The 22,594-nt window shown below is 57.5% G+C and carries 24 protein-coding genes; 12 read left to right on the top strand and 12 right to left on the bottom strand.

The window, feature by feature from the left end:
* Nucleotides 1-249: 249 nt before the first annotated feature.
* The 4 genes from HLUCCO03_RS02070 to HLUCCO03_RS02055 all read right to left on the bottom strand — a co-directional run bounded on the left by HLUCCO03_RS02070 (nt 250) and on the right by HLUCCO03_RS02055 (nt 3,904).
* On the bottom strand, nt 250-762 hold the full coding sequence (locus HLUCCO03_RS02070; RefSeq protein ID WP_027833106.1) for a hypothetical protein: 513 nt from the start codon (nt 760-762) through the stop codon (nt 250-252).
* Between the two features lie 127 nt (nt 763-889).
* Nucleotides 890-1,552 carry a copper resistance protein B gene (locus tag HLUCCO03_RS02065; RefSeq protein ID WP_036198286.1) on the bottom strand — a complete coding sequence of 221 codons (663 nt, stop codon included), beginning with the start codon at nt 1,550-1,552 and terminating at the stop codon, nt 890-892.
* Between the two features lie 98 nt (nt 1,553-1,650).
* The gene (locus HLUCCO03_RS02060; protein ID WP_027833108.1) at nt 1,651-3,354 is read right to left on the bottom strand and encodes a copper resistance system multicopper oxidase; all 1,704 of its coding nucleotides are present in this window, start codon (nt 3,352-3,354) and stop codon (nt 1,651-1,653) included.
* 13 nt (nt 3,355-3,367) lie between these two features.
* Nucleotides 3,368-3,904 carry a plastocyanin/azurin family copper-binding protein gene (locus tag HLUCCO03_RS02055; protein ID WP_036197704.1) on the bottom strand — a complete coding sequence of 179 codons (537 nt, stop codon included), beginning with the start codon at nt 3,902-3,904 and terminating at the stop codon, nt 3,368-3,370.
* Between the two features lie 154 nt (nt 3,905-4,058).
* On the opposite strand from HLUCCO03_RS02055, the gene HLUCCO03_RS02050 reads away from it, so the two are divergent.
* The 4 genes from HLUCCO03_RS02050 (at nt 4,059) to HLUCCO03_RS02035 (ending at nt 7,267) form a co-directional block, all read left to right on the top strand.
* Nucleotides 4,059-4,724: a response regulator transcription factor gene (locus HLUCCO03_RS02050; protein WP_027833110.1), complete on the top strand. Its 666-nt coding sequence runs from the start codon at nt 4,059-4,061 to the stop codon at nt 4,722-4,724.
* Nucleotides 4,711-6,057 (top strand): sensor histidine kinase, encoded by a 1,347-nt coding sequence (locus HLUCCO03_RS02045; RefSeq protein WP_036197707.1) that lies wholly within the window; start codon nt 4,711-4,713, stop codon nt 6,055-6,057. Before HLUCCO03_RS02050 ends, HLUCCO03_RS02045 begins: the two co-directional genes overlap by 14 nt.
* Nucleotides 6,054-6,521 (top strand): Cd(II)/Pb(II)-responsive transcriptional regulator, encoded by a 468-nt coding sequence (gene cadR, locus HLUCCO03_RS02040; protein WP_036197708.1) that lies wholly within the window; start codon nt 6,054-6,056, stop codon nt 6,519-6,521. The genes HLUCCO03_RS02045 and cadR overlap by 4 nt, the downstream gene beginning before the upstream one ends.
* Before the next feature lie 77 nt (nt 6,522-6,598).
* Nucleotides 6,599-7,267 (top strand): cation diffusion facilitator family transporter, encoded by a 669-nt coding sequence (locus tag HLUCCO03_RS02035; protein ID WP_036197710.1) that lies wholly within the window; start codon nt 6,599-6,601, stop codon nt 7,265-7,267.
* Here HLUCCO03_RS02035 and HLUCCO03_RS02030 read toward each other — a convergent pair.
* Nucleotides 7,233-8,153: an AEC family transporter gene (locus HLUCCO03_RS02030; protein ID WP_027833113.1), complete on the bottom strand. Its 921-nt coding sequence runs from the start codon at nt 8,151-8,153 to the stop codon at nt 7,233-7,235. The two genes, HLUCCO03_RS02035 and HLUCCO03_RS02030, sit on opposite strands and share 35 nt — an antisense overlap.
* A gap of 172 nt (nt 8,154-8,325) precedes the next feature.
* On the opposite strand from HLUCCO03_RS02030, the gene HLUCCO03_RS02025 reads away from it, so the two are divergent.
* On the top strand, nt 8,326-9,036 hold the full coding sequence (locus HLUCCO03_RS02025; RefSeq protein ID WP_027833114.1) for a Crp/Fnr family transcriptional regulator: 711 nt from the start codon (nt 8,326-8,328) through the stop codon (nt 9,034-9,036).
* A 45-nt stretch (nt 9,037-9,081) separates the two neighbouring features.
* Here HLUCCO03_RS02025 and wrbA read toward each other — a convergent pair whose 3' ends face one another.
* On the bottom strand, nt 9,082-9,681 hold the full coding sequence (gene wrbA / locus HLUCCO03_RS02020; RefSeq protein WP_027833115.1) for an NAD(P)H:quinone oxidoreductase: 600 nt from the start codon (nt 9,679-9,681) through the stop codon (nt 9,082-9,084).
* A gap of 196 nt (nt 9,682-9,877) precedes the next feature.
* Between wrbA and HLUCCO03_RS02015 the strand changes: the two genes are divergently transcribed.
* A complete protein-coding gene (locus HLUCCO03_RS02015; RefSeq protein ID WP_051603935.1) occupies nt 9,878-10,543 on the top strand; it encodes a hemolysin III family protein in 666 nt (221 codons plus the stop codon).
* Here the strand turns inward: HLUCCO03_RS02015 and HLUCCO03_RS02010 are convergent, their stop codons facing one another.
* Nucleotides 10,544-11,107, bottom strand: a complete 564-nt coding sequence (locus HLUCCO03_RS02010) for a Yip1 family protein (RefSeq protein ID WP_027833117.1) — start codon at nt 11,105-11,107, stop codon at nt 10,544-10,546. It lies immediately after the preceding gene.
* Between the two features lie 72 nt (nt 11,108-11,179).
* Between HLUCCO03_RS02010 and HLUCCO03_RS02005 the strand changes: the two genes are divergently transcribed.
* On the top strand, nt 11,180-12,337 hold the full coding sequence (locus HLUCCO03_RS02005; protein WP_051603936.1) for an NnrS family protein: 1,158 nt from the start codon (nt 11,180-11,182) through the stop codon (nt 12,335-12,337).
* 257 nt (nt 12,338-12,594) lie between these two features.
* The gene (locus HLUCCO03_RS02000; protein WP_027833119.1) at nt 12,595-14,187 is read left to right on the top strand and encodes an antiporter; all 1,593 of its coding nucleotides are present in this window, start codon (nt 12,595-12,597) and stop codon (nt 14,185-14,187) included.
* Between the two features lie 53 nt (nt 14,188-14,240).
* Here HLUCCO03_RS02000 and HLUCCO03_RS01995 read toward each other — a convergent pair whose 3' ends face one another.
* The 3 genes from HLUCCO03_RS01995 to HLUCCO03_RS01985 form a co-directional block, all read right to left on the bottom strand.
* The gene (locus HLUCCO03_RS01995) at nt 14,241-14,882 is read right to left on the bottom strand and encodes an ankyrin repeat domain-containing protein (protein WP_027833120.1); all 642 of its coding nucleotides are present in this window, start codon (nt 14,880-14,882) and stop codon (nt 14,241-14,243) included.
* A 105-nt stretch (nt 14,883-14,987) separates the two neighbouring features.
* Complete coding sequence (locus HLUCCO03_RS01990; protein WP_027833121.1) at nt 14,988-16,493, bottom strand: MFS transporter; 1,506 nt, start codon at nt 16,491-16,493, stop codon at nt 14,988-14,990.
* 31 nt (nt 16,494-16,524) lie between these two features.
* Entirely contained in the window at nt 16,525-16,986 is a 462-nt protein-coding gene (locus HLUCCO03_RS01985) for a universal stress protein (RefSeq protein WP_027833122.1), read from the bottom strand.
* A 315-nt stretch (nt 16,987-17,301) separates the two neighbouring features.
* Between HLUCCO03_RS01985 and HLUCCO03_RS01980 the strand changes: the two genes are divergently transcribed.
* Both HLUCCO03_RS01980 and HLUCCO03_RS01975 read left to right on the top strand, forming a co-directional pair.
* Nucleotides 17,302-18,663 (top strand): nitrate/nitrite transporter, encoded by a 1,362-nt coding sequence (locus HLUCCO03_RS01980; RefSeq protein WP_027833123.1) that lies wholly within the window; start codon nt 17,302-17,304, stop codon nt 18,661-18,663.
* A gap of 149 nt (nt 18,664-18,812) precedes the next feature.
* Nucleotides 18,813-19,643 carry an ion transporter gene (locus HLUCCO03_RS01975; RefSeq protein WP_027833124.1) on the top strand — a complete coding sequence of 277 codons (831 nt, stop codon included), beginning with the start codon at nt 18,813-18,815 and terminating at the stop codon, nt 19,641-19,643.
* 17 nt (nt 19,644-19,660) lie between these two features.
* Here HLUCCO03_RS01975 and HLUCCO03_RS01970 read toward each other — a convergent pair whose 3' ends face one another.
* Nucleotides 19,661-20,032 (bottom strand): SirB2 family protein, encoded by a 372-nt coding sequence (locus HLUCCO03_RS01970; protein WP_027833125.1) that lies wholly within the window; start codon nt 20,030-20,032, stop codon nt 19,661-19,663.
* Between the two features lie 129 nt (nt 20,033-20,161).
* Between HLUCCO03_RS01970 and HLUCCO03_RS01965 the strand changes: the two genes are divergently transcribed.
* Nucleotides 20,162-21,346 (top strand): NnrS family protein, encoded by a 1,185-nt coding sequence (locus HLUCCO03_RS01965; protein WP_027833126.1) that lies wholly within the window; start codon nt 20,162-20,164, stop codon nt 21,344-21,346.
* Nucleotides 21,347-21,379: 33 nt separating this feature from the next.
* On the opposite strand, the gene HLUCCO03_RS01960 is transcribed toward HLUCCO03_RS01965, so the two are convergent.
* Complete coding sequence (locus HLUCCO03_RS01960; protein ID WP_027833127.1) at nt 21,380-21,892, bottom strand: SRPBCC domain-containing protein; 513 nt, start codon at nt 21,890-21,892, stop codon at nt 21,380-21,382.
* Nucleotides 21,893-22,074: 182 nt separating this feature from the next.
* On the opposite strand from HLUCCO03_RS01960, the gene fabA reads away from it, so the two are divergent.
* Nucleotides 22,075-22,584, top strand: coding sequence for a bifunctional 3-hydroxydecanoyl-ACP dehydratase/trans-2-decenoyl-ACP isomerase (gene fabA, locus HLUCCO03_RS01955; protein ID WP_027833128.1), 510 nt, complete (start codon nt 22,075-22,077; stop codon nt 22,582-22,584).
* Nucleotides 22,585-22,594 lie beyond the last annotated feature (10 nt).

The raw sequence follows: 22,594 nt of genomic DNA, 5'->3' as shown, positions 1-22,594 counted from the left end.
TCCAAAACCGGCGAGAACGTCCACAGACGCTCAAAAGCCTACCACATCAGGCCTGAAACCAGCGACGGGATCTCGTGGTATATATCCAATTGGACGGGTTCATCAGGAAACTGAAACATCAGGAGGAAGGCGGAAACTGCCGGGGGAACTATCTCTGGAAAGGAACAAGCGGGTGGAGATGTGTGTGCTGCGGAGGGTTGGTCAGACTGCTGCGCTGACCCCACTTCCCCCCTCCCAGCATTCATTGATCTAGCGTGTATTCTGACCGCGGGCCTGATTTTCCAGCATCTGCTCCATCATCATCTGCATGTGGTTCATTCGGTTTTCCATCATCTCCAGGCGCTGCTCGGCATCCATGCCAGCTCCACCAGCACGGTTACCCTTGCCGTTGTCGGACTGGTTTTTCCCCTTGTTGTCCTTACCGCCCTGGTTATCCTTCATGCCCTGGTTATCCTTCATGCCCTGGCCGCCACCCATCATTCCCTGGCCATTACCCATCATTCCGCCACGCATCATGCCCATATGCTCCTGCATGGACTCCATGTGCTTCTGCCGGATTTGCTCCCGCTCCGCATCTGACTTTGCGTTACGCATTTCCTGCATCATGTTCTGCATTCGTGACATGTTTTCATTCATTTGCTCCATCTGTTCCTGGTCCATCATGCCACCACGATGCATCTGCCCGGAATTGCCCTGGGCAAAGGCCAGTGCGGGTGCTACCACTAGAATGGAGCAAACAACCAATCGGCTTAATCTGTTCATGAGATCTTCCTTATATTGCGTATACTGCCTCACCTTCAGTAAAGACCATGAAACTGAATCCAGGCTGAATAAATCGAGAATAACGGAAGCGTTCGAATCCTCCTTGACTTGGATCATCGAACAACGGTCAGAACATCACCCGGGCACCGACAACAGCGAACCAGTCCTCGGTGCTGCCACCGGAATCCCTGGCAAGGTCTGCAGTGTCACCGAACTTGCGCTCGTGCACCACGCCAATATAGGGCGAGAATGCGCGATCAATCAGATCATAGCTCAGGCGCAGCCCCAGTTCGGTGGAGTTCAGGCCCTTGCCGACGCCAATTTCCCGGTCTTCGGAAAAGGCCACCAGGGTTTCAAAGCTGGCGGACACAATCCAGTAGTTGGTAATCAGCAGTTCGTATTCAGCCTCGAAATCCGCCGAGGCATCGCCTTCATCGCTGACATAAAGGTTGGTGTCCACCTCGAACCAGTAGGGCGCCAGGCCGGTGAGCCCGAGCACACCATACACTCGATCCTCTCCTTCTGGGGTATCTACACGGATACCTGCCTTGGCATCCCAGAACTCATCCACCGGCACCTGAGCCACAAACTGGTTTTCCAGGGTTTCCCAGGCGTTATGGGCTTCCTCCCACTCGCCCTCGAACAGCCAGCGGAACTTGAGCTCGTCGCTGCCGTAGAAAGCGTCGCCTTCCAGCACCGCCAGTTCCTCATCGGAATCGCTATACCGGTACTCCAGTTTCTCGGCGCTGACGCCCCACAGGGCCCCGGCACTATGGGCGGCCACTGCCATATCGTCACTGGCATGGGCCTGGAACGCAGCCGCCGCGATCAGGGGCAGTGCCGCCAGCCCACGGTTCCATCGGCAGGTCTTCGGGCTGTGCGTCCGATTCATGCATCACCTCCCTTGTCAGCCTTTTCATCGGTTGCCACTTCATCGTCCGGCCCACCTTCAACCACGATCTTGCGGAACATACCGGCCGCGGCATGGTAGGACAGATGGCAGTGGAAGGCCCACTCACCCGGCGCATCCACCTCGGTTTCCATGTACACGGTGGTGGCAGGCGCAACGCTGATCACGTGCTTCAGGGGATTCCACTTGCCTTCTCCCACGTCGAGAATTGACCACATGCCGTGCAGGTGCATGGGGTGGGTCATCATGGTTTCGTTGACGAACTTGAAGCGAACCCGCTCACCGTATTGCAGCACGATGGGGTCGGCATCCTCGTATTTGACGCCGTTGATGCTCCATTCATAGCGCTCCATGTTGCCGGTCAGGCGCAGCTCGATTTCCCGGGTTGGCTCGCGGTCTTCATACAGAGGCTTTTGAGCTTTCAGGTCCTGATAGGACAGGAATTTGCCACCATTACTGGCGGTGGGTATCAGCCCGCTACCCTTGGCATAGAACGGATCTTCCGGCAGGCCCGATTTCTCTCCATGGTCCATATCCCCATGGCCCATGGCACTGTGGTCCATGCCCTTCATCTCATCCTCGTTCATGTCACTGTGATCCATGTCGTCCATGTCATCATGGTTCATATCACCGTGATCCATGTGCCCGGCCATATCCGCCATGGTCAGCAGCGGTGCGTCGCGCACTTCCGGCACGTCCGCCGTCATGCCTTCTTCCGGTGCCAGGGTGCCCCGGGCAAAGCCAGAGCGGCCCATGGATTCGGCGAAGATGGTATAGGCCTCCTTGTCCTTGATGTGAACGATCACATCGTAGGTTTCCGCCACACCAATGCGGAATTCATCCACGTTCACCGGCTGCACGTTGTTACCGTCGGCCTGAACGACGGTCATTTCCAGCCCCGGGATACGAATATCAAAATAGGTCATCGCAGAGGAGTTGATGAAGCGCAGGCGAATCCGGTCACCCTCCTCAAACGTTCCTGTCCAGTTCTGCTCCGGCCCCTTTCCGTTGATCAGTCCGGTGAAGCCCTGAACATCCTCGATATCCGCCTTCATCATGCGCATATCGCCCCACATCATCCGGTCCTTCAATGTGGCCATGAAGCCTTTCTCACCGGCTTCGTCAATGAAATCCCCCACCGTCTGCTGCTGGCGGTTGTAGTAATCGGCGGACATTTTCAGGTTACGCATGATGCGGTCGCCGGAGTGTGGATGCTTGTCGGTGAGCTGCACCACATATTCCCGGTCATACCGGAAGGGTTCCCGTCCTTCGGGCTCGATTACGATGGCGCCATAGGCCCCATTGGGTTCCTGGAAGCCGGAGTGGCTGTGAAACCAGTAGGTGCCGGCCTGGGTTATCGGAAACCTGTAGGTAAAGGTTTCCCCGGGTTTGATACCGGGAAAACTGATACCCGGCACACCGTCCTGCTCGAAGGGCAGAATCAGGCCATGCCAGTGGATCGAGGTCATTTCGTCCAGGTTGTTGGTCACATTGATGGTGACCTCTTCCCCTTCCTTGAACCGCAAGGTGGGCCCGGGAGAAGCGCCATTGTAACCAATACCTTCCTTGACGAAATCGCCGGTGTCGATCTGGACCCGGTCAACAGAAATGTCGTACTCGCCGGCGTGGACCGCCACAGAGACAAAACCACCGAGAATGGCGGCCAGGATTCGCTTATTCATGGAGTAAACCCGCTTATTCAAAATCAATATCGCCGTACATGCCGGACTGGTAGTGGCCCGGCACATTGCAGGCAAACTCAAGGTCAGTGGCTTCGGTGAAGGTCCAGATAATTTCTCTGGTCTCACCCGGCTCCATCAGCACGCTGTTGGGGTCGTCGTGTTCCATGGTTTTGCCGTCGCCCATGTCCATTTTCATCATATCTTCGTCAATCTTGTCTCCCTTGATGACGCCGTGCTCAACCATCATTTCCATTTCTTCCTGATGGGCTTCGTGCATGTCGGCTGTACCGATGTTGAATTCATGCACCATGGCACCGTCGTTCTTCACCCGGAAACGGATGGTCTCGCCGGGCTTGACGGAGATGGACTCGGGCTCGTAATAGTTGTCCAGCATGGTGACATCAATGGTGCGACTGACATCCTCAGCCTTGCCCGGCTCGCCGATGCTGTCACCGCCATGGTGGCCGCCGTGCTCTCCGGCAGCATGGACACCAGGTGAAAGCGCCAGCGCGATAGCCGGCAGCATTGCATTCCTGAGGATCGACTTCATGCTTGTTCTCCCAATAGTGGATAGACCCATGGATATTGAGCCCAAGTCTGCCCCGGCAACCTGAATTCTTGCTGAATTTTCCGATGAATGCTTTTTCAGGTTACATTCAGCAGATGCGCCTGAATTTCAACAGACCCCAAACGCAGGAATCCTGATGCGACTGTTACTGGTGGAAGACGACACCCTCATTGCCGAAAGCCTGAATCGGCAGCTAACCGCAGCCGGTTTCACGGTGGATGAAGCCGGCACCTTCAAACAGGCGCTTCAGCTCGGCAAACAGGAGAACTATCGGGCTGTTGTACTGGACCTGGGATTACCCGACGGCAACGGTCTGGATGTCCTGAAAAGCTGGCGCTTCTATAAACTGACGATGCCGGTACTGATTCTGACAGCCCGCGGCGACTGGCAGGACAAAGTGAATGGTCTCAAAGCCGGTGCAGACGACTATCTCGCCAAACCCTTCAAGACCGAGGAGCTTCTGGCCCGGCTAAACGCCCTGATTCGCCGCAGCGAAGGTCGCGTGGAGGCGAAACTGACCGCTGGTGGTTTCATGCTGGATGAATACCGCCAGTGCCTGCAGACACCCGATGGAAAGGAACATTCCCTCACCGGCACGGAATTTCGGCTTTTGCGATGCCTGATGAGCCGCCCCGGCCAGGTGTTCTCCAAGGAGCAGTTGCTGGAACAGCTGTATAACCTGAACGACAGCCCCAGCGATAACACCATCGAAGCCTACGTGCGCCGTTTGCGTAAAATCACCGGGGCGGAAGCGATTACCACCCGTCGCGGTCAGGGGTACCTTTTCAATGCTGTGGACTGACCCCGGGCGTTCCATTCGCAAGAGCCTGCTTACCTTGTTGCTGCCTGCAGCAATCGTACTGATGACAGCAGCCTGGCTCGTCCACGGTCTGTTGCTGGAGCGTATGGCCCGGGAGTTCGTGGAAGACCGTTTGCAGGACGAAGTAGCTTTTCTGGAGCACCAGTTGCGTCAGTCCGGCCCTGAAGAGATTCGCAATATTGCCGAGGGGGATTATTTTGAAGAGGTGTTCCATCACGCCTTTGCCCTGCGTGTTGGTGAACGGGTGCACAGTTCACCGGAACTCTGGACACCGGCATTGGAGCCCCTGCTGGCGGATGCTCGAAGCGGCTTTGTCCGCGAAACCGGCTCCGCCGTCGCGGAGTTCCTGGCCTACCGCAAGGCACTGACACTGGACGGTGAAACTGTGGTGATTGTGGTAGCCGAAGATCTGAGCACACTGCAGCAGAGCCAGCAGGAACTCCACTTATGGACCGCGGTGGTATCCGGTATTTTGCTGGTTTTACTGTTACTCGCCATATGGCTTGCCATCCGGCTGTCACTTCGTTCTGTTAGCCAGCTTGAGCACGGACTCAGGTCCCTGCAAACCGGTGCCAATAACCGCCTGGATGTAGAAGCCCCGGCGGAATTCCGCCCCCTGGTCAGCCAGCTGAACCAGCTTCTTGATACCCTCGATCAACGCCTGACCCGATCCCGGGAAGCACTGGCCAATCTGTCCCATAGCATAAAAACACCAGTGTCTGCCGTTCGCCAGGTACTCGAAGACGACACCCGGAGCCTGGATCCGGACATGCGCCGGCAGCTCGCCCGGCGGCTGTCCGATATCGACCTCCAGCTGGAGAGCGAAATGCGCCGCAGCCGGCTCGCCGGCCCTCAGGCAGGTAAAGCCGCAACTCCGGTCAGCCAGGCCCGGGATCTGTTGTGGATGCTGGGGCGTCTGTATCCCGATAAAAACTTTGAACTGGAGACCGAACTAAGGCCTGAAACCCGCTGGCCTGTCGAAGAGCATGACCTGAACGAGATCCTCGGCAACCTGCTGGATAACGCCGGCAAGTGGGCTGCTCATAGCGCTGTGGTGTCCCTTGTGGAAACGGGGAACCAGTTGGTCATTACCGTTGAAGATGACGGCCCCGGGGTCAATACCGAGGCACTTCCCACACTGGGAACCCGCGGCATGCGGCTGGATGAACAGATACCGGGGCACGGCCTCGGGCTGGCCATCGCACGGGAGATCGCCGAGCGCTATGATGGTAACCTTTCATTCAGTATCGGTTCGCAGGGAGGGCTCAAAGCCATGGTTTGCCTTCCGGGAGTCGACAGAGGCAACAGACAGTGAAAATCGGTGAAATCTCGAAAGCCACCGGCATTCCGGTGGAAACCATTCGTTACTACGAGAAGATCGGGCTGGTCCCCGAGCCGGAGCGTGAAGCCAGTGGCTACCGGCACTACCGGCAAAGCCATCTGGATCGCCTGTTGTTCATCAGGCGTTGCCGAAACCTGGACATGGCCCAGGACGAAATCCGCGAACTGATTCGCCTGGCTGACCAGCCGGACGCCGACTGCAGCGAAGTGGATGCCCTGCTGGCGCGCCATCTCACCCATGTCCGCGAGCGCCTGCGGGAACTGGCAAGCCTGGAAGATACCCTGGAACAACTTCAGCAGGCCTGCTCGGAAGGCCGCACCGTCAGCGAATGCGGCATCCTCGGGGGGCTCACATCCGAAACCGTGGATGAGCTGCCTGATAGTGGCCACAACCATGTTCCCGGGACACATCACCACACCCCGGGCACGGGTCAATAATTTCTTGCCTGGACCACGTTGACTCTGTAGTTGCTACAGGGTTTTTAATGAATGCGTTCTGATAACAGGAGGTATTCATGGCGTGTAGCAGCTGTTCTGCCCCCGAACCCAAATCACCCGCACCGGGCTTTCGCAAAGCCCTTTGGATTGCACTTTGGGTCAATCTTTCAATGTTCCTGGTGGAGGGCTTTGCCAGCCTTCAGTCCGGGTCCGTGTCACTGATGGCGGATGCCATCGACTTCTTCGGCGACAGCGCCAACTACCTCCTGTCACTGTCGGTACTTTCCATGGGCATGCTCTGGCGTGGCCGGGCCGCCATGGTGAAAGGCATTACCATGACCGTGTTCGGCATTGCCGTGTTGGGCCGCGCAATCTGGGTGATGCAAAGCGGTATTACCCCGGAAGCGATGACCATGGGGGCCGTCGGCTTCCTGGCGCTGGTGGCCAACGTCGGCGTGGCGCTCATGTTGTTCAGGTTCCGGGAGGGTGACTCGGATATGCGCTCGGTATGGCTGTGTAGTCGCAACGATGCCATCAGTAACATTGCCGTCATGGTGGCTGCCCTGGGAGTATTCGGCACCGGTAGCGCCTGGCCGGACCTGGCCGTAGCCGGGGTTATGGGCGGCCTGGCAATTACTGCGGGCATCAGCGTGGTGCGACATGCCCACCGGGATATCCGGGGGGCGCGTGCGGAGCTCGACAGTCAGGCGTTTATGGCAGAACCAGTGCCACCATCACAGGAATGAAAGCCAGGGCAAACAAGGTACTGAGCAACGCCGTTCCCGCCGCCTGTTTCGGTGCGGTATCCAGCAGGGTGGCAATTACCACGGTATTGGCGGCAATGGGGGTGATGGAAATCAGGAAAATGGCCTGATAGACCGCCAGGTGGTAGATACCGAAAACGCTGGCATCCAGCCACCAGAAGGCCAGGGCCACCAACGGCCAGGACACGAACTTGCCGAAGAAGGCCAGCCCGGTGAAGCGCGGGTTACCCGCCAGCCCGCGCAAACTGACAATGCCCATGCCGATAATCATCATACCCAGGACGCTGTAGGCACCACGCAGGTTATCAAACAGCGGGGTAAAGACATCGGGAATGCTGAAACCGGAAAGGTTCAGCATGACCGCCAGCCCGAAAGCATAAACCGACGGCAACCTTGCCACCCGCACCAGCGAATCCTTCAGGCTGTACCGGCCCCGCGCCGCCAGGTAAAAGCCCACGGAATTCTCGAACAGGGTGGTACCGAGCATGCAGACAATGTAGAGCGCCAGTCCATCCTGCCCGAACAGCAACAGCGCCACCGGGATGCCGAAGTAGCCAGTATTGCCGGTGCCGACGGACAACGGCATCAGGCTGGCACTGCCATCAGTGATAAAGCGCCGTGCCAGCCAGAGGTGCGCCACGCCAATAACCGTGCACAAGCCGAATGTCAGCACCGGAAGCAGGATAACCTCCGTGGACAGCGGCGCTGCCATCACACCCGAGAACACCACCGACGGCGTCATGATATAGAGCATGATCCCCGCAATATGCTTGCCGCTGGCCTCCAGATAGCGGCGGGCGAGCCACCCCAGCGCTACCGTCACGTAGAGCGGAATCAGCTTGAGAAACAGGGCGAATGCGGCAGCCATGAAAGCTCCGTTGAAACAGTAGGCAGGCCAGGATAAAGCTGCAGAGTCTAGCATTATCGGACGCTCTACGCTTTTATTGATCCCCCCCTGTAAGTCTTAATGATTTAAGTCATTTAAAAAGATGTTTTTTTGATACAATAATTGGCCTGACACTTATAACAGGGTCAACACCATGAGTAGCGTCCTCAGGCCAAACGTATCCTCTGCACCTTGCATGCTGGGAGAAAACAATCATGACATCATCCAGCAAGACTCCGCACCTGAATCGACGGCCCTGCTTAACGGACTGAGCCGAATATTCGGTATTCGTCTCGCAGGCCACGAAAAGGATCCGGATGCACGGTTTCTGGCAGACCTGGCCCGACTGTTCCACCAACGCAGGGTGGACGCCGAAACCACTCTGGAGAAACATGACACCCCCTGGGCAAACGTTTATCTGATTCAGTACGGCATTATGCGACTGTTCCGGGAAGCACCTAATGGCAGGGTCTCCGTGCATCATTTCTTTGCCGAGGGCGACATGGTCTGGCCGGTTTTCGGGCGCAGCCGTACAGTGCGTAACACACTGTGCCTGACAGCCAGCACTCCGGCTACACTGTGGGTCGCCGACTTCGCAGCCTTCCGGTCCGCGATCCAGTCTCACGGAGAAGGACTCTGGCCGCGTTTCGCCCTGGTGCTGACAGAAGAAATAGCAGAACTGACCAGCATGCGGGAATTCCGCAAACACACCATGTCTGCCCGGGAGCGATACCTGTTACTGTTGGAGGAATATCCCGAACTGGTGAAGAGAGTGCCAGACAACCAGCTGGCGTCGTGGCTGGGTGTTGTACCGGCAACCTTCTCACGACTGAAAACAGGCACAAAAAAGGGCAACCAGCTATAGCGGGTTACCCAACAAAACGCTCAACGCTCTCGAAATGCTTAGCTTTCAGCCGTGCAGTTTGACGGCCAGTTCAGCCACATGTTTGCCCTGGTAGCGGGCGATGGTCAGTTCTTTCTTGCTTGGCTGGCGGGAGCCATCGCCGCCTGCGATGGTGGAGGCACCATAAGGTGTGCCACCGTTCATTTCTGAAATATCGAAAAACTCCGGGATGCCATAACCCAGCGGCACAATCACCATGCCGTGATGGGCCAGCGTGGTCCAGAACGAGCTGATGGTGTGCTCCTGCCCGCCTCCGGTTCCGGTTGAGGTGAACACACTGGCGACCTTGCCGTGGAGTTTACCACCGGCCCAGAGTCCTCCCGTCTGATCCAGGAATGTACGCATCTGGCCGGCCATGTTGCCAAACCGCGTCGGGGTGCCGAAGATCACAGCATCGTAGTCAGCCAGCTCTTTCGGATCGGCTACCGGCGCGCCCTGGTCGGTTTTTCCGCCCGCGCCCTTGAATGCGTCTTCCGGCATGGTCTCCGGAACACGTTTGACGGTGACCTCAGCGCCGGCAACACCCTTCGCGCCCTCGGCGACGGTGTTGGCCATGGTTTCGATGTGGCCGTACATGGAGTAATAAAGAACAAGAACTTTTGCCATAGCCCAGAGCCTCCTGCCTGTTGCAGTTGATTGATGGTTAAAGCCTACTCTCTGGCCGGATATCGAAAAACCGGAAGATTTCATCCGGCTTGTTCAGAATTTCTGATCAATCTCACGGGCCTGTCACATTTCTGCCATTGCGTACACGTGTACGCTGAAGTACCGTAGCGTCATGACTGACAGGGGAAACACGTTGATGAAAGCGACCGGCTCCGCCACGGAATCTGCTCACCACCGCATAGAGGAATGGCTGAACAGCGCCAGCCACGGGCTGGGCGCCATTCTCAGCGTTATCGGAACTGCCGCCCTGATCATGGCAGCCAGCCAGTCGGGCGACATGTGGAAAATTGTAAGCTTCAGCATTTTCGGCGCATCGCTGATACTGCTCTACCTGTCTTCAGCGCTTTATCACGGTGCCCGGCATCCGAGGCTGCGAGCGATATTCAAAACCCTCGACCACTGCGCCATCTTCCTGCTGATCGCTGGCACCTATACACCGTTTCTGCTGGTCAATATGCGGGGTACCACCGGCTGGACCCTGTTTGCCATTATCTGGTCCCTGGCCATTACCGGCGTGGTGCTCAAGGTTATCTTCCGAAACCGGTTCAAACTTGCGAGGGTGGGGATTTACATTGCAATGGGCTGGCTGATCACATTTGCCTCATCAGACCTGGTGGCAAACCTGAGTGAAACAGCGTTGTACCTCACCATTGCCGGCGGCGTGGTCTATACCGCCGGAGTGGTTTTCTACCTGGCCGATCGCATTCCCTACATGCATGCCATCTGGCACCTGTTCGTGATCGGTGGCAGTGCCCTGCACTTCAGTGCCATCTATTATGGCGTGCTTCCACACGCCGCCTGATCAGAATGCCCAGACCAACCCCATCAGTACACCCCATGCCAGCACGGATGCAGCCATGATCGTGTAGGTGGCCGACATGGCCACGACATCATTGTCACTGAGATGACACAGGGATCGCACCCCCTGGTATACCAGTGCACAGGACAGGAACAGTCCGGCAAACACCGCAACGACGCTTACCGCCAGCACCGGAACCAGCAGGGCCAGCGATGACAGCCAGAGCGGCAGCGGGGCTATGGCCGCCAGAAGATAGGCATCCTGATAACTGATTTTCAGTTTATGGCCATCCAGCACTGCCTGAATCAGCCATCCCATGACAAAGAACGTCAGCAGTTCGGCCAGAAACAGGATCGTGGTAATGAAGCGCCATTCCTTGCCACCAAACCCCTGTATAAAGCTGTCTCCATAATGCGTCCCCGCGTAGTAGAGCAGCACCGGTGGCAAAAAGGACATCGGGACTACGATCACCCAGGCAAGAAACGGGATAGACAGGTTATAGCTACGTAACTCGGCCCAGGCACCATTGCCGGAAAACGGCAGACGGACAATATTTGAAATATTCATAATCCACCTTCAAAATGTGGCCCATGTATTTTCATTGATAGTACCGGGGCAGGCGAGGGTCAAGGACACGAGATGACTTCAGACAACCCGGCCAGGCCCCGTAAAAACATTCATTCGTTCTGGCTTTTCTTTCCCGCCGCTTCGATGCTGGCAGCCCTTGCCGTGCCCTTATCCATATACAGCACTCTTTCGGGCAGCGGCTGGCCAGCGGGACTCGCAGGAGCCGGCCATGGCCACGAGCTGATCTTCGGCTTCAGCCTGGCACTGATTGCCGGTTATACCCTCGGCCCCCAGCCCTGGCGTGTGCTGGGCCCGCTATTCCTGCTCTGGCTTGTCGCCCGCTTTTGCTGGGCCGTGGCACCCGAGAACCTGATATCCCAGTTACTGAGCCCGGCCTTCGCCCTGTTACTCGCCCGCCATGTCGTGCCGCGATTCCAGGCCGCCAAGAAATGGCGTAACCGGATTGCCGGCCCGTTGATACTGGTTCTGTGCCTGCTGTCGCTGGCCTACTGGTTGGTTGCTGACGCCCCCCTCGATATCACACTTGCAGTGGCCGACACCCGTCGCGTATTGATTGCTGCAATTATTGGTCTGTTACTGCTGATGGCCTTCATGGGTGGCAGAATCATAGCCCCGGCCGTGGCAGGTACCCTGGAAAAGCGCGGTATTCCCCTGGAAGCAAGAGTGCAACCACGGATCGAGGGAGGACTCCTGCTGATTCTGCCAGTGGCATTGCTGCTGTCGCTTATTCCGCCTGCGGATCCGGCCACCGGCCTTGCCCTTGGATGCGCTGCCATTCTGATCATAATCCGTGCCATACGCTGGAAGCTCTGGCACTGCGGGGATCGGCCGGATCTGCTGGTTCTGGCCCTCGGCTACCTCTGGCTGGCGGTGGGGGCTGCTGCCACAGCTGCCGGTCTTCTGCAGGGCACCGCGCTGCTGCCAGCGTTGCATGTCATTACCATTGGCGCTCTTGGCACCCTTTCCGTCAGCGTTATGCTGAGGCTGGCCTGGCAAAGGGCCAGGCGCACCTTTCCTCCCGCCTGGCAAGTCCTGGGCACGGCGGTCGCCATGGCAATTGCGGTGCTGGCGAGATTTCAGGCGGGCGACACCGCGTTCGCGCATCCTGAACTGCTCTGGATATCGGCAGTGTGCTGGTCAACGGCTTATGGCCTGGTCGCAATACAGCTTGTCATGCTGTTTCGTCACGACCAGAAGCGCCGGAAATGAGGAGCTACCTCCACTGCGCCACAGGGTCCGACCAACTACTCCCTCAGTTGTATCACCACCTCAAGCAACTGTTTTTAAAAGACTTTATAGAGCCGATCACAGGCTACTGAAGCACCGGAAATCCGGCAAAGGATCCTGCGACTTTGTCCTTGATATTTGTCATGATTACCAGGCACCTCCCCTTTGCAGAATAGCTCCCATAGCCCAAGCGCCACCGTTTGCGTGGCTCGGGGTCAGCAACTCAAGGAGCAGTCACTATGGCCAAAACCAACGCCGACATCGAACACTGGGATGTCGAAAACGAGGAGTTCTGGGAAAAGGAAGGCAAGCGCATCGCCTCCCGCAACCTGTGGATTTCCATCCCCAGCCTGCTGATGGGCTTTGCGGTCTGGTTGATGTGGGGGATGATCACCACCCAGATGAAAAACCTGGGCTTTCCTTTCTCGGTTGATCAACTATTCACCCTGAGCGCCATTGCCGGGCTTTCGGGCGCCACCCTGCGAATCCCCGCGTCCTTCATGATCAAGATTGCCGGCGGCCGCAATACGGTATTCCTGACCACTGCCCTGCTGATGATTCCAGCCCTGGGCACCGGCATTGCACTGATGAACCCGGACACTCCGTTCATTGTCTTCCAGGCGCTGGCGCTGCTGTCCGGGATAGGCGGCGGCAACTTTGCGTGCTCCATGAGCAACATCAGTGCCTTCTACCCGAAAAGCAAACAGGGTTTTGGTCTGGGCATGAACGCCGGGCTGGGTAACTTCGGCGTTACCACCATGCAGATCCTGATTCCATTGGTGATGACAGTCGGTATTTTTGGCGCAGTCGCCGGTGGGCCCATGGAGCTGGAAAGCTCCAGCGGAACCCTGATCGGACGAATTGAAGCGGGCACCGAGACCTGGATCCAGAACGCCGGCTTTATCTGGCTGGTGTTCCTCGTTCCACTGGCCTTCGCGGGCTGGTTTGGCATGAACAACCTCAAGGTGGTGACGCCCAACCCAGGTAGCCCGGCCTCCGCCTTCGGCAAGATTCTCGGCCTTTACGGGGTCGGTATCCTGACCTCCGTGGCCGGTGTCTGGGCCCTGGATATCCTGAATATGTGGGTCGCTTTGCCGCTGACCATTGTCCTCACACTGGTGCTGCTGCGTCTCATCCCCGGGGATATCAAACCCAACATCGAAAAACAGTTTGCCATCTTCCGCAACAAGCACACCTGGTCCATGACGGTGCTGTACATTCTTACCTTCGGCTCGTTCATCGGCTTCTCGGCAGCACTGCCGCTGTCCATCAGCGTTATCTTCGGCAACATGATGGAAGCGACAGCGGACGGAACCATGACCCGTGTCAGCAATCCCGATGCCCCGAGCGCCCTCACCTGGGCCTGGATGGGCCCATTCGTGGGCGCCCTGATCCGCCCGGTGGGCGGCTGGATTTCCGACAAGATGGGCGGCTCCATCGTCACCCAGATCATCTCGGTCATCATGGTGGTGGCCTCTGTGGCAACCGGCTACGTGATGATGCTGGCCTACAATTCAACCGATCCCAACAGCTACTTCGCGTTGTTCCTGATCCTGTTCATCGTACTTTTCGCTGCCAGCGGTATCGGCAACGGCTCCACCTTCCGCAGCATCGGGGTGATCTTCGACCAGCAGCAGAAGGGCCCGGTACTTGGCTGGACCTCTGCTGTAGCCGCCTACGGTGCGTTCATCGCGCCCCGGGTGATGGGCCAGGAAATCCAGGCCGGCACACCGGAAGTGGCCATGTATGGATTTGCAGTGTTCTACGCAGTCTGCCTGGTGGTGAACTGGTGGTTCTATCTGCGCAAGAATGCGTACATCAAGAATCCCTGATGAAACCGTAAGACGATCAGATACTACTTGCCGGCCCCCAGGGGCCGGTTTTTTCAGTCCTGATTCTCTCCTCTCTCCTCCGGTTCGCCGCCACATCCGAGAGCTTCGCGGACACGCTCTATCACTTCTCCCTCTTCTTCTGCACTGGCCATCAGGGCCAGATCCTTTGCCGTCTGCCCCTTTGTGTTTTCGATGTCGGTATCGGCCCCTGCTGACAACAGAAGTCTCACCAGCTCCGGATTGCGATTTCTGACCGCCCACATAAGCGCTGTCTGGCCGTTCTCTTTTTCCTGAACATCCAGCTCGGCCCCACGCTCGACAAGCACGCTGGCGGCCTCAGGGCGGTTGTTCACGACAGCCGCCATCAGTGCCGTATAGCCGGTTTTCTCCAGATGGTTGATGTCCGCCCCGTTATCCAGCAGATACGTCAGTATATCCATGTGTCCGCCAGCCGCGGCCCGCATCATTGCTGTCCAGTTGCAGTCGTCACCGGCATCGATTCGCGCGCCTTTGCCAACCAGCCTGCGCACCTCTTCTGCATCGCCCTCCTCCGCAGCCACAATCAGCGGCGTACGGCCACGTATATCACGAGCCTCCAGACTGTCGTCCTGCCAGAAGATCTGCCACAGGGCCACCAATACCACAATGGCCAGCAATGCGCCGAGCCAGCCGGACCAGCGCTCCAGTACTCCCATAGCTTTCCCCTTGAGTTTCGGGACGGATGCCCTGCACCAGAATACAAAAAACCCGCCGGGATTGCTCCGGGCGGGTTCTGATGCAGGTCAACTTGCCAGCGGTAATTAGCCAGCCGCTGCTGAAGCCTGCTTCCGGCGTTCCTCCTCTTCGATCTGAAGGTCAACAGAAGACACCTGGTACTCTTCCGCAAATCCAGACTCGGGCTCTTTCAGCCACATCAGGCACAGAACCCAGCTGATGAAGGCGCCTGCGGCGATGATGTAGAAGAACTGCGTGGGCGTAACGAAGGTGAAGATGGTGAGGTACACCACTGCACCGACATTACCGTAGGCACCGGCCATTCCGGAAATCTGTCCGGTCAGACGGCGCTTGATGGAGGGAATAATGCCGAAGGTGGCGCCCTCAGCCCCCTGCACGAAGAAGGAAGTGAATACGGTAATCGCAACAGCGATGATCAGCGGCCAGCTGGAGTTCATGAAGCCCATCAGCGCGAATCCGATTGAGATACCGAACATGTAGGCCAGCATGACGAAACGGCGGTTACCCATGCGATCCGAGACCATGCCACCCATGGGACGCGCCAGCAGATTCACGAACGCAAACGACGCTGCGATCATGCCGGCGGCAGCTGCACTCAGGCTCCAGGTTTCCTCGAAGAACATGGGCAGCATGGACACCACCGCCAGCTCGGCACCAAAGTTGGCGAAATAGGTACTGTTCAGGGCCGCCACGCTATTGAACGGGTACTTGTCGTCCTCAGGCACACCTTTTTTGAGAATGGGAATGTTCACCCGCAGGATCTGGATGATCTGGTAGATCACGATCGTAACGATGATACCGTAGCAGATCAGCGCTCCGGTGGTACCGATGTATCCCATGCTCTGGATACGCCACACCAGGATAGCCAGTACACCCACCAGAGGAATGGTCCACAGGATAAGCTTGATCATGTCGCCCCAGGTGCTGACTTCCAGCGCAATGGCCTTGCGGGGCTTGCGGTGAACGGTGCCCACAGGGCCGTCGGTGATGGCAAACCAGTAGTAAACGCCGTATGCCGCCATGAAGATGGCGCTCTGGGCAATGGCCCAACGCCAGCCGTCTTCGCCGCCATACATATGCAGGGCAATGGTGGGCAGCGAGATGGCCGCAGCAGCGGAACCAAAGTTACCCCAGCCAGCATAGAAACCCTCGGCGAAGCCAATATCCCGGGGTTTGAACCACATCGCTGTCATGTGAATACCAACAACGAAGCTGGCGCCGATGGAGCTCAGAACCAGACGGCTGACCAGCAGCTGCATCATGGTGGTACCGAAAGCAAACACCAGCGCGGGGATGGCCATCAATACCATCAGTACCGAGAACACCCGGCGCGGGCCGAACCGGTCCAGGGCCATGCCCACAATGATGCGGGCGGGAATGGTCAGGGCCACGTTACAGATGGCAAACAGGCGGATATCATCCTTGGTCAGCCAGTCCACACTTTTCAACATGCTGGACGCCAGCGGCGCCATGTTGAACCAGACATAGAAGGTAATAAAGAAGGCAATCCAGGTCAGGTGCAGTGCCCTGATTTCCGGATTGCGGACGCGGAATACGTCTGCGACTTTCATTTCAGCCTCCGGGGCTATTATTCAAGGGTTATTAAAGGCTGGGGAGGATGAGCAACGGGCACTGTACCCGGCGCGCGAGAAACGAACTCACACTGCCAAAGGTCATGTAATCCAGCTCATCCACGAAATAGGTCAGGGATCGGGCAATGAAGCCGCCATCAGGCTCGTGGCTGTGGCGGGCGATCACCAGCATGTCAGGGCGGATTTTCTTCTCTGCCGCAAACAGCAGCATCTTGCGGGCATCGCCCTCCAGCATCAGGGTTTCAGCACCAATCTCTTCTTTCGCGCAGACCTCCAGGGCCTCTGCCAGATGCTGTTTGAGCTCATCCACTTCCTGCTGGAAGAAATCTTCATTTCCCGAGGTAATGTCACGGGGGTTTTCCGCCACCGCGACCAGGGTGATCTGCGGTTTCAGATCCCGAAACATGGTGATGGTTTGCGCCAGGGCCAGCCTGGCATTTCTCGAACCGTCGTAGGCAATCATGATTTTCATCGTAAGCTCCAGACCCGTTTTGCCACTGCGAACCCATCGCAGGCTTAATATTTGTCAGCATTAGCCCACAATTGCCCACTGCCGGAACTTGATATGCATCAAACCCAGTGCCGGGTACCCCACCAGAGACATGGCGGCGATATCACCTCCCCCGGTTTCAGCCCGCAAACGCGTACCTCCACCTGCCTTGAAGGGGTACCTCCAATGCCACCGCGGCGCAGCGGCCGTTCTTGATATTGTTCAAGTAGCTCCGGGGGGCCGGCGGGATACAGTCAAAAAACTGTATTTGCAGCTTGCTGCGGGAGGGGATTCATCATGGAAAACAGCGTATCGAAGCACGAACAGTACCGGGCGCTGGGCATATCCACGTTTGCCTTCACCCTTTGCTTTGCGGTCTGGACCATCTTTTCCATTATTGGCATCAAGATTCGCCAGGATTTCGGGCTTTCGGATACCCAGCTGGGCCTGCTGATGGCGACGCCGATTCTGACCGGCTCCATCAGCCGGCTTTTCCTGGGCATCTGGACCGATCGTTACGGCGGCCGATGGGTATTCGGGGTACTGATGCTGACCACCTCTGCGTGTGTGTATCTGCTCACGTTTGCCAACAGCTACCTGATGTTGCTGGTGGGGGCACTCGGCGTGGGTCTGGCCGGCGGTTCGTTCATCGTGGGTGTGACCTACACCGCCGCGTGGTTCGAACGGGAGCGCCAGGGTACGGCACTGGGGATATTCGGTGCAGGGAATGTGGGCGCGGCAGTAACCAATTTCGGCGCGCCTTTTCTGTTGGTAGCCCTCGGCTGGCAGGGCACTGCCCAGGTTTATGCAACGGTACTTGCCGTCATGGGGATCCTGTTCATCCTGCTCGCCAAGGAAGACCCCCTGGCGAAGGAACGCGCCCGTAAACAGTCGCAATCGTTTCTTGAGCAGATGGCCCCGCTGAAAGAACTGCGGGTATGGCGTTTTGCGCTGTATTATTTCTTCGTTTTCGGTGCTTTTGTCGCCCTGGCTTTGTGGCTGCCTCACTACCTGATCGGCGTTTACGGGCTGAATGTCAAAACCGCTGGCATGATTGCCGCCCTCTATACCATCCCTGCCTCGTTATTCCGAATCCTCGGAGGCTGGATGTCGGACCGCTTCGGCGCCCGCCGGGTCATGTACTGGACATTCATTGCGTCGGTGATCTGCACCTTCCTGCTGAGCTATCCCCCGACCGAATACGTGGTGCACGGCATAGACGGGGATATCCGATTTTTCCTCGAGGTGGGCCTGATACCGTTCGTGATTCTCACCTTTATCCTTGGCTTCTTCATGTCACTGGGCAAGGCGGCAGTGTACAAGCATATTCCGGTGTACTACCCCACCCATGTGGGTGCTGTCGGTGGCGTTGTCGGCATGATAGGCGGCCTGGGGGGCTTCCTGCTGCCGCTGATGTTCGGCGCCCTCAATGACCTGACCGGAATCTGGCAAAGCAGCTTCATGCTGATGTTCGTGATTGTGGCTGCGGCACTGGCCTGGATGCACTACGCCATCCGTTCGGCGGAAAGGGTTGAATGGGCGGCCCACGAATCCAAGACCGACCTGCCGGAACTGGCCTCGCCCCAGTTGTTCTATCCGCTGAACCGGCCAGTGAAGGGCAACGCACCGCTCAAAGATGGCCATCCGCCGCTGAAGTGACGCGCCAACAAACCCACATCCCAGTCCTGATCACTTGCGCTATCACTGCCCCCGGCACATCCGGGGGCTTTTTTGTGTGCAGTGTATCCAACCCGCCTCACTCGCTTTAGAATTCAGGCTCCACAAACTGCCTGGAGCTATTGTTTTTCATGTCACCCCAAACAAGCCCTGCAACCGGATTCGAGCAACTGCGCCGGATTGAGTCCAGCCGGATATTCCAGAGCGTTGTGATTGGCATCATCATCCTGTCCGCGCTGACCATTGGCGCCAAGACCTATGAGCTGCCACCACTGGTGGAGGGTTCACTGGCCGTGATGGACAATGCCATCACCATTTTCTTTTTGCTGGAAATCCTGTTCCGGTTCGCCGCCTGCCCCGATAAAAAGCGCTTTCTGAGGGATGGCTGGAACCTGTTCGATACCATTGTTGTGGTTGGCAGTCTTATCCCGCTGGACAACTCTGATGCGGTCCTGTTGGGCCGGCTGTTGCGGGTATTCCGGGTGCTGCGGCTGATTTCCGTGGTGCCGGAACTGCGGTTCCTGATCAATTCCCTGCTCAAAGCCATTCCCCGCATGGGCTACATCGCCCTGCTGATGTTCATCATCTTCTATATCTACGCGGCCATGGGCTCCATGTTCTTTGCGAAGGTGGACGAGTTCCTTTGGGGTGATGTATCCATTGCCATGCTGACCCTGTTCCGCATTGCCACCTTCGAGGACTGGACAGACGTGATGTACGACACCATGGAGCAGTATCCGCTGAGCTGGATCTACTACCTCACGTTTATCTTCCTCACCGCCTTTGTGTTCCTGAACATGATGATTGGTGCAATTCTGGAGGTCATGAGCGAAGAACAGAACGCCAAGCAGGCACAGAAGGCCCATGACGAGCGGGACGAGATTGCCCGCCAGTTGCAAGCGGTACAGGAACAGTTGCAGGAATTGACGAAGCAGGTATCAGGGAAGTCCGGGGAGCGTTAGCCCCCCGGATCGGCACTTCAGAAGGGTTTGGCGATAGCCAGGTGGAAGATGGCCATGATCTGGACCAGCGCCAGCACAGAGGCGATCAGCCTCACCTGCAGGCTGCGGGTCTGTTTCAATGCGAATACGCCAGCCACAATGTAGCCGACCAGCAGGAATATCTTCGCCGTCAGCCAGCCGTGAACAAAGGGCATCCAGGGCGTAACGAAAAGCAGGCTGATGGCCGCCACCAGCAGAATCGTATCATTGGCATGGGGAATCCAGCGTAACGGTGTCTTGCGCCAGTCGGGTTTGCCCACCGCATCCAGCAACAGCCGCAGGGAGAACAGCACTACGGTCAGGTAGGCTGCAAGCATGTGGACGCTTTTCAGAATCAGGTAAGTGCTCATAAATTAATCCATTGGGAATCAGATCGATAGCCGCATTGTACGCAAAACTACCGCCTGGTGGGTATGTTATTCCAACAAACATTTATCTAATATACACGTTATATTCTGAACGCCAGTGGAGTTACTGTCATGCAGGCTGTCCCCCTCGCCGAAACTGCCGGAGGCGCAAGTATCCGTCAGTTGTTCGGCTACCCGTTTCGTATTTTCTTCCTCTCCATGACCATACTGGCCATGCTGACCATACCGGTCTGGGTTCTCCAGGTCAGTGGCGCCATTCAACTGCCACTGGCCATGCCGGGCCTTTTCTGGCACCAGCATGAAATGCTTTTCGGCTTCCTGTCCGCTGCTATTGCCGGCTTTCTGCTGACCGCGGTCTGTGTATGGACTCAAACCGAGCGAACTCACGGCTTGCGCCTGGTTCTGCTATGGGGCGTCTGGCTCGCTGGCCGGCTGTTACTGGCATTTGGCGCTGGCCTTCCTGACTGGCTGGTCCACGGTGTGAATCTTGCCTTTCTGCCCCTGGTCATGCTGGATGCCGGCTGGCGTGTATGGCATGCCAGACAGAAGCGGCAACTGATGATCCTGGTGGTTCTCGGGCTACTCTGGCTGATGCAGATCGGCTTTGTGACCCGGCTTGATCCAGCCTTCAGCTACGGCGCCCTGATCATGGCCATGGCACTGATCAGCATTATTGGCGGCCGCATCACCCCTGCGTTTTCAGCCGGCTGGCTGCGCCAGCGGGGCCTGGACGCCACACAGGTTAAAATGGTTCCCGCCCTGGATATGGCAGTCCTGTTCAACATGGTATTGCTGATGGCGTCACTGGTGTCTGGCTGGCAGAGCATAACGGCCATCCTGGCCATAACCGCTGCCGCACTGATGCTGGTGCGACTGGCCGGCTGGAAGGGCTGGCTGTTCCGCAAGGAGCCATTGCTCTGGGTACTGCACCTGTCAATACTCTGGGTACCCGTCGCACTGTTACTGCTTGCCGGCTCCATCCTGGCAGGCTGGCCTGCCAGCGCCTGGACACATGCGGCCGGCACCGGCGCCGTAGGTTGCCTGATTCTGGGGGTCATAGCCCGGGTTGCGCTTGGCCATACCGGTCGCCCCCTGGTCCTTCCACGGGGCATGGTGACCGCTTTTGTGATGATTCAACTGGCCGCGCTGATCCGGGTTATCACGGCGTTTGACGCCATGCCCTGGCACGCGGGTGTGGGTGTAAGTTCGCTGCTGTGGGTCATTGCCTTTGGGCTGTTCCTGGGACGCTACACCCGGATACTGGCGTCACCCCGGCCAGACGGAAAGGAGGGTTGAGCCCCTGGGGCGAAAAGGGTCGGGAAGAGCGGGTCAGGTGACCGGCTCTTCTTCCACCATCAAATCGAAAGCGGCCCGCGCCTCACGGAATCGATCGGCCGGGAAGTGAATGTGAATGCCCTCCAGCGACGCCATCAGCATTTCCAGGTGCGCGTCCCAGCCGGCACAGGAAATGGCGACCCGATCGTCGTCCGGCAACAGCAGGGTCAGTTCTACCGTTGTTCCCTCATCGTCCGGAACCAGGTTCCAGCGTATCGGCCTTTGCGGCTCGTTGCCCGCGCTCCAGGAGTATTCCAGCAGCCGCTCCGGCCTGATCGCGCGAACATAACTGTCAATCGCTGAACCACTTTGCCCGAAATCGATTTTCACCGCTCCCCCCTGCCACTGCTCGACAGTACCCGGGGCCAGCCAGTTGGCCAGGTTTACCGGATTGGTAAGCATTGCCCAGACCTTCGCCGGACTGTGATCTGTTCTGCGCTTCAGCTTGGCACTTACGCGCCCGCCCTGGCGACTCAGCTCGCCCCAGGCTTCATTCGTGGCTGGCATATGGCAGCTCCTTGTATCTTTCAGGATCAGCCTGAAAAATAACCAGAAACCCGGAAAAACACCTTGATGACCATCAACCGCTTCAGGCCCTTTTCCTGAAAACTGCAACCAATGGTCAATAGCCATATGGGGAATAACAGCTAAAGTATAAGAAACCATTTTGTAACAGGGACAATGGCACTATGACCCCCGATCACTTTGACAAGGCCGATTTGATTGCCTGCGGGCACGGCACGCTTTTTCCAGGCAAGATGCGGCTGCCCATCGACGAAATGCTGATGATGGATCGCATAACCCATTTCAGCGAAACCGACGGGCCCTATGGCAAGGGCAGCATCGTTGCCGAGTTGGATATCAACCCGGACCTGTGGTTCTTCAAGGTTCATTTTGTCGACGACCCCGTCATGCCCGGCTGCCTTGGCCTGGATGCCATGTGGCAACTGGTGGGCTTTTTCCTGGCAGCCACTGGCGGTGAAGGAAAAGGTCGTGCCCTGGGTGCTGGCGAGGTGAAATTTACCGGCCAGGTGCTGCCAACGAACAAGCTGGTTCGCTACCATCTGGACATCAAGAGAGTGGTTCGCCGCAAGCTGACCATGGCAATCGCCGATGCCCGCATGGAGGTGGATGGCCGCGAGATCTACACCGCCAAAGACCTGAAAGTTGGCATGTTCAATTCTACGGATGACTTCTAGGAGCCATTAA

This window comes from Marinobacter sp. HL-58 (assembly GCF_001314605.1).
In the GTDB taxonomy this organism is placed as follows: domain Bacteria; phylum Pseudomonadota; class Gammaproteobacteria; order Pseudomonadales; family Oleiphilaceae; genus Marinobacter.
Note: the sequence above shows the minus strand (reverse complement) of the source record. Positions and strands in the feature narration are given on the sequence as shown.